Source organism: Paraburkholderia hiiakae (genome assembly GCF_904848665.1).
Lineage (GTDB): Bacteria > Pseudomonadota > Gammaproteobacteria > Burkholderiales > Burkholderiaceae > Paraburkholderia > Paraburkholderia hiiakae.
Window position 1 is genome coordinate 34,639 of sequence record NZ_CAJHCQ010000038.1, and the last position, 6,725, is coordinate 41,363.

Genomic DNA, 6,725 nt, shown 5'->3' on the forward strand with positions numbered 1-6,725 from the left:
ATGGGCCGCAAATCGCATTCGCGCGCGCTTTCGATCTGGGCCAACGGCGAGCGTGTGGGCACGTGGCTCATGACGCCCTCCGGCGACACCGAACTGCGTTATGACGACGCCTGGAAACGCTCGGCGCTGGGTCGGCCGCTTTCGCTCTCGCTGCCGTTCGGCATTGGCGATGTGCCGTTGCGCGGCGAGCGCGTGCAGCACTATTTCGACAATCTCCTGCCCGACAGCGAGCCTATCCGTCGCCGCATCGCCGCGCGTTTTCGCACGGATACGCTCGACGCCTTCGACCTCCTCAAGGCCATCGGGCGCGATTGCGTGGGCGCGGTGCAACTGCTAGGTGAGGACGAAACGCCGGGCCGCGTCGACCGCATCGAAGGTACGGTATTGAGCGATGGCGTCATCGAACGCCTGCTGCTCGAAACGGCCGGCGCGCTGCCCGGTGGCATGCCGGAGGCCGACGATCTGCGCATTTCGCTGGCGGGCGCGCAGGAGAAGACCGCGCTCTTGCGCCACCGCGGCAAGTGGCTGCTGCCGCGCGGCGCCACGCCCACCACCCACATTTTCAAGCTGCCGCTGGGGCTGATCGGCCATCGCAAGGTGGACTTCAATACCTCGGTCGAAAACGAATGGCTTTGCCTGGCACTGCTGAGGGCCTACGGATTGCCCGCTTCGCAGGCGCAGATCATCAAGTTCGGCGCGCAGAAGGTGCTCTGCGTCGAGCGCTTCGACCGTACGCGTTCGCGCGCGGGTGGTTTGTTGCGCCTGCCACAGGAGGACTTCTGCCAGGCGCTCGGCGTGCCGCCGCATCGCAAGTACGAAGCGCATGGCGGTCCAGGCGTGCGTGAGATTGCGGGTCTCTTGCGCCAGTCGCAGCAGGCGCGGGAGGACATCGAAACGTTTCTCGCTGCGCAAATCGTCTTCTGGATGCTCGCGGCGCCGGACGGCCACGCGAAGAATTTCAGCATCCGCCTGTTGCCTGCAGGGCGCTTTCAGCTCGCGCCGCTCTATGACGTCATGTCGATCTGGCCCGTGGAAGGCGACGGCGGCAATCAATGGTCGTGGCACAAGGCGTCGCTCGCCATGGCGGTGTGGGGTAAGGCGCGCCACTATCGCATGCGCGACGTGAAGCGCACGCATTTCGACGCTACCGCGCGACTGTGCCACTACGGGCCGGACGCGGGGCCGTTGATCGAGCGCGTGCTGGCGCGTACGCCCGGTGCGATAGAAGACGTCGCGGCCGCGCTGCCTGAAGGCTTTCCCGAGCGGGTGGCCGCGCGTCTCTTCGACGGCTTGCGTTTTTCTGCGGAGCGCCTCGCGGCGCGATAACGGCGCAGTTGGCGCCGATTGCGCCTTAGCGCACGCAGGCGGCAAGCCGCGCAATAGCCGCGTCGATACGCTGCGCCTCGATCATGCCAAAGCCAAACGCGAGTCCTTCGAGCGCCGTCCGAGGCTCAAAGGCGAAACTGGCCAGCGCCTGCACACGGATTCCCGCTCGCGCGGCGGCGCTGACGAGCGCATCGGCACGCACGCTCGTATCGATCCCGGCGGCGAGATGCAGCCCCGCGGCGGGCGCGACGGGCAGCATGAACGTGCCGCAATGGTGTGCGAGCGCCTCGAGCAGCGCGTCACGGCGCGCGCGGTACTGCGTGCGCATCTTGCGGATATGCCGCACCAGATGTCCCTCGCGCATGAATGCCGCGAGCGTGTCCTGCGCCAGCAGATTGCCGTGCCAGTCCGCACACTGGCGCGCAGCGACCAGCGCATCGCGTACCCAGGCGGGCGCGACGACATAACCCATGCGCAACCCCGGAAAGAGGCATTTGGAAAACGTGCCGACATAGCAAACGCTCGCGTGGCGGTCGAGCGTTTGCAGCGCGTCGAGCGGGCGGTCGTCGTGACGGAATTCGCCATCGTAGTCGTCCTCGATCACGACCGCGCCGTGCCGTTGCGCGAATGCTAGCAGCGCGCGCCGCCTGGCTGCCGACATTGGGACGCCTAACGGAAACTGATGCGAAGGCGTGACGCAGATCACGCGCGCATCGGGCGGCAGGGCGTCCACGACGATTCCCTCGGCGTCGACGCTCGCGCCCGCGATACACGCGCCCGCCAGCGCGAACGCGCGGCGCAGCGGCGGGTAGCCGGGGTCCTCCAGCGCTACGACGCTCTTGCCCGGCGTGACGAGCACGCGCGCGAGCAGATCGAACGCCTGTTGCGCGCCGGCCGTGACGACGACGTCGCCAGCCTCGCAGGCAACGGCGCGCGCATAGGAAACGTGGTGCGCAATGGCCCCGCGCAGCGCGGCGCGGCCTTCCGGTTCGGCGTACACGGCAGGCGCCCTGGAAAGCCCACGCAGCGCACGCGCCGAAAGACGCCGCCAGACGTCGAAGGCAAACGTGCGCTTGTCGGGCAAGCCGAGGATGAAGTCGTAGTCGTAGTTCGCGCTGGGATCGAGTCGCACGAGCGCCGGTGGCATGCGCCAGCGCGTATTCAGGCGTGGGTCGCCTTCTGCGGCGATTCCGGACGCGCTGGCCGGATCGGACGGCAACGCGCCGCCACGCGCCGCGACTTCGCCCACGAACGTCCCCCCGCCCGGACGCGTGACGATGTAGCCCTCTGCAAGGAGCAGATCGTAGGCCGCAAGCACCGTATTGCGCGCGACGCCGCAACTGCGCGCGAGCGAGCGGCTCGACGGCAGACGCAGCCCGGCCGCGAGCCGGCCTTCGACGATGGCCCCGCGCAACTGGCGATGCAGCGCATGCAAGATCTCGCGCGATCCGTGCTCGGGCAGGGTGATTTCGAGCTGCAAGACTGGTTCCATAATCTTTGCCGAATCTGGTCCTGTTTCTGGGCCGGTTTCGATTCTAGCATCGGCTCATCCTCTCACCGCAAAGGAGCCGCGCCGTGAACACCGTCACCACTCCAGCCGCCGCAATCAGCGCTAGCGATCCGCATCCGCGCGAGCGCGTGGCCATCCCGGGCGGCGCGATCGTCTACGTCGATACGGGCGTGGGCGACCCCGTTGTCCTGCTGCATGGCAATCCCACGTCTTCGCGGCTATGGCGCAACGTCATTCCGCATCTGAGCGACGCTTACCATTGCCTCGCGCCAGACCTCGCCGGCATGGGCGATTCGCCTGCCGCGCCCGATGGCGCATGCCGCTTTGCCGATCACGCGCGGTATCTCGACGCGTGGTTCGACGCCGTGCTGCCGCACGCTCGCGTGACGCTGGTGCTGCACGACTGGGGCTCGGCACTGGGCTTCGACTGGGCACGCCGCCACCCGCATCGCGTGAATGCGATCGCTTATATGGAGGCCATCGTGCAGCCGCGCCAGTGGCGTGATTTCCCGCCCGAACGCGCACCCCTTTTTCGCACGCTGCGCGGGGAGGACGGCGAGCGTCTCGTGCTCGACGAAAATTTTTTCGTCGAAACGGTGTTGCCGCATAGCGTGCTGCGCGCGCTGACACCAGAAGAAATGGAGGCGTGGCGCAGGCCGTTCGCCACGCGCGAATCGCGCAGAACGACGCTCGTGTGGGCGCGCGAATTGCCGATCGAAGGCGAGCCTGCCGACGTGACGCAAGCGGTTGAAGCATACGGAGCGTGGCTCGCGGCGAGCGATATCCCCAAGCTGCTGATCCGCGCCGAGCCCGGCGCGCTGCTCACGGGCCGCGCGCTGAACGCTTGCCGTAGCTGGCCCAACCAGCGCGAAGTGGCGGTGGCGGGTATCCATTACATTCAGGAGGATTCGCCTCACGAGATCGGCGTTGCTATCCGCGAATTCCTGGACGCGTTGGCGACGGGGCGTGTTCCCTGAAGCGTCATTAGATTAGGACTTCATATGAAATCGCCACCCAGACTGTTTTGCATGAATGCGCCGTTGCCGCCCATAGCGTCTCGACAACTATGCTTTGAAAGTATGGAATTGATACCTATTCGGTGTTGGACAGCGTCCCTTTACGGCCTCTATGCTTGGCCGAGCTTCGATCGGTGTCAAAACAACAAACGCCACGCATTCATCCGATGCGTGCAGTCTGGAGACTTTCGTCATGACTCTCGCTTCCGCGCGTTCCATTCCGGTGCTCATCGACAGAGAACGGCTCGGCGCGTTCCAGTGGCGCGTACTCGCGCTCTGCGTGCTGATTGCGCTGCTCGATGGCTTTGATACGCAGGCCATCGCCTTCACCGGGCCCGCCATTCTTGCTGCGTTCAAGCTGCCCGCCAACGCGCTCGCGCCCATTCTGACCGCCGGGATAGTCGGCATGACGGTGGGCGCGATGACGCTGGGTCTGGTCGGCGACCGGATAGGCCGCCGGCCCGCGATCATGATCGGCCTCGCGCTCTTTGGCTGCGCGACGTTGGCGACCTCCTGGGCGACCACGCCCCAACTCATTCTGGTGCTTCGCTTCATCGCCGGCTTGGGTATGGGCGGTTGCACGCCCGTGTTGCTCGCGCTTGCCGCCGAATATGGTCCCGCACGGCTGCGCGGCGCCATCATGACCGGCGTGCTGCTTGGTTTGCCCGCTGGCGCGATGCTCGGCGGCCTGCTTGCGGCACGCATGTTGCCTGTGATTGGCTGGCAGGGCATCTTTGTCGTGGGCGGCGGCGTGCCGCTTGCCGTGCTCGTTCTCGCCGCGCTTTTGCTGCCCGAGTCGCTTTACTACCAGGCCTCGCGAGGGGGCGCCCGCGGGCAGCGCTACGTGCACAACACGCTCGCGAAAATCGTGACTCAGCCGCTGCCGCCCGATGTCCGCTTCACCGTGCCCGAAGAGGCGGTGGCAAAGGCGAGCGTCGGCGCGCTGTTCAGGGATGGGTACGCTGCGAAAACGCTTGCAATCTGGGCCGTTTATCTTCTCAACTGGGTTGCGTGGTTCATGCTCCTCTCGTGGTTGCCTACAGTCCTCAAATCCGCGGGGCTGCCTGCAGCGCAGGCGCCGCTCGGCACCGTGATCGTCAACGCCGTGTTCATCGTTTGCGCCATTCCGCTTTCGTTTGCTTTGCCGCGCGTGAACACGCGGAATCTGCTGGGCGCGATGTTCGCGTTCGGCATCGCCATTGCGTGCGGGTTGAGCTACGCCGGCACCCATTGGGCGCTCGTCTTCGCTCTCGTAGGTGCGGCGGGTTTCGGCATTGGCGGGCAGCAGATCGCCTTGAACTATCTGGTCGTGGGTGCGTACCCGACGGCCCTGCGTGCCACGGCCACGGGCTGGGCCATTGGCATGGGCCGTGCCGGTGCGATTGCCGGATCGGCCATTGGTGGCACATTTCTGTCGTGGGGCGGCCCAGCGGGTTTCTTCCTCGCGCTGGCCGTACCGCTTGCGGGCGCTGCGCTTGCCGTGTTTAGCCTGCGCCTCGATCCGGTCAGGGCAGAGGTCGCCCTCTCGTCCAACCACTGATGTTGTGAAGCCTGCCTGCGCTTTGTCGTGACGATGTTGCGAGACATCGTCACGACCTGGCCTGCCCATTTTCACGAGTTCTTTTTCTTCGCCGGCAGCCACGTTTGCGGCTCGGCATACATTTCCTTGACCAGTTGCTTCACGAGATCGACGTAGACCGAGTTGTCGTTCACACGGTGATTCAGGATGATGGGCGAAGTCGCGTGGTCGCTGTCTATCAGACGGTAGTGCACGTCCTGGCGCAATTGCCGCGCTGAAGCCGGGATCACGCATACGCCGAACTCGGCCGCGACGAGGCCGAGCGCGGTCTGGATTTCCCGCACCTCCAGCACTTCACCCGGTTGCACGCCGTCGCCGTGCAACACGTTCAATACCTGATCGGCGAAACTGGGGCGGGGCTCCTTGGGATAAACGATCAGCTTTTGCCCGGCCAGTTGCTCGATGGGAATCGGCGTCGATTCCTGTGCCATCTCGCTGCCGATCGGCACCACCACGGCGAGCGGCTCTTCGCGCAGGACGATACCGGCCACGTTGGGGTCGCTGTGGCGCACGCGTCCGAAGCCGATGTCGATGCGGCCTTCCTTCAATGCCTCAATCTGCTGCACCGACATGAGCTCGACCATCTGGATGTCGAGTTCCGGCGCATTCTGCCGCAGCTTGCGCATCAACGGTGGCAGTCCTGAATACAGAACGGAGGCGACGAAGCCGATCGACAACACGGTGCGGTGATGCAGTCCCACGTGTTTGGCGGTCGCTTGCAGTTGCTCGACGCGCCCAAGGATCTGCATGGCCTGCTCGTAGACGAGACGCCCCGCATCGGTCGTGCGCACGGGCCGCGTATTGCGAATCAGAAGCGGCACGCCGATCTCCTGTTCGAGCAACTGAATCTGCCGGCTCAACGGCGGTTGAGCGATGCAAAGCTGTTCCGCCGCGCGCGTGAAATTGCGCTCGCGGACAACGGCAACGAAGTAACGAAGCTGGCGAAGATCCATGGTCTGTTCCCAATGAAGCATCAAATTTTCGATACTCGGAGAATATGATGCGTCGCAATATCGGCCCGTTCATGGGCGATTGAGCGGTCTCCATATTATAAAGGTATGGAATTGGACGCAAATAGTATTGGATCTTGCGGATGCTCGGCGTGTATAAAACCACCATACCTTCTTCACTTACGCAGCATCCGACATGACTTCCGCGACGATCGAACGTATTGAAACCCGCTTGGTAGATCTGCCGACGATTCGCCCTCACAAGCTATCGGTCGCCACGATGTACGGGCAAACCCTGATGCTGGTAAAGGTGTACTGCAGCGATGGCGTGACCGGCATCGGCG

The 6,725-nt window shown here is 64.8% G+C and carries 5 protein-coding genes and 1 pseudogene; 4 read left to right on the forward strand and 2 right to left on the reverse strand.

Annotated elements, in window-relative coordinates; translation table 11 throughout:
• On the forward strand, positions 1-1,326 hold the full coding sequence (locus JMY28_RS37750; RefSeq protein ID WP_201700969.1) for a type II toxin-antitoxin system HipA family toxin: 1,326 nt from the start codon (positions 1-3) through the stop codon (positions 1,324-1,326).
• Between the two features lie 25 nt (positions 1,327-1,351).
• On the opposite strand, the gene pdxR is transcribed toward JMY28_RS37750, so the two are convergent.
• Entirely contained in the window at positions 1,352-2,806 is a 1,455-nt protein-coding gene (gene pdxR / locus JMY28_RS37755; RefSeq protein WP_236597230.1) for a MocR-like pyridoxine biosynthesis transcription factor PdxR, read from the reverse strand.
• Between the two features lie 95 nt (positions 2,807-2,901).
• On the opposite strand from pdxR, the gene JMY28_RS37760 reads away from it, so the two are divergent.
• Positions 2,902-3,813, forward strand: a complete 912-nt coding sequence (locus tag JMY28_RS37760) for a haloalkane dehalogenase (protein ID WP_201700971.1) — start codon at positions 2,902-2,904, stop codon at positions 3,811-3,813.
• Between the two features lie 232 nt (positions 3,814-4,045).
• On the forward strand, positions 4,046-5,392 hold the full coding sequence (locus JMY28_RS37765; RefSeq protein WP_201700972.1) for an MFS transporter: 1,347 nt from the start codon (positions 4,046-4,048) through the stop codon (positions 5,390-5,392).
• 71 nt (positions 5,393-5,463) lie between these two features.
• On the opposite strand, the gene JMY28_RS37770 is transcribed toward JMY28_RS37765, so the two are convergent.
• Positions 5,464-6,384 carry a LysR family transcriptional regulator gene (locus JMY28_RS37770; protein WP_201700973.1) on the reverse strand — a complete coding sequence of 307 codons (921 nt, stop codon included), beginning with the start codon at positions 6,382-6,384 and terminating at the stop codon, positions 5,464-5,466.
• Between the two features lie 193 nt (positions 6,385-6,577).
• On the opposite strand from JMY28_RS37770, the pseudogene JMY28_RS37775 reads away from it, so the two are divergent.
• Positions 6,578-6,725 (forward strand): annotated as a pseudogene (locus JMY28_RS37775) (muconate cycloisomerase); the annotation flags it as partial.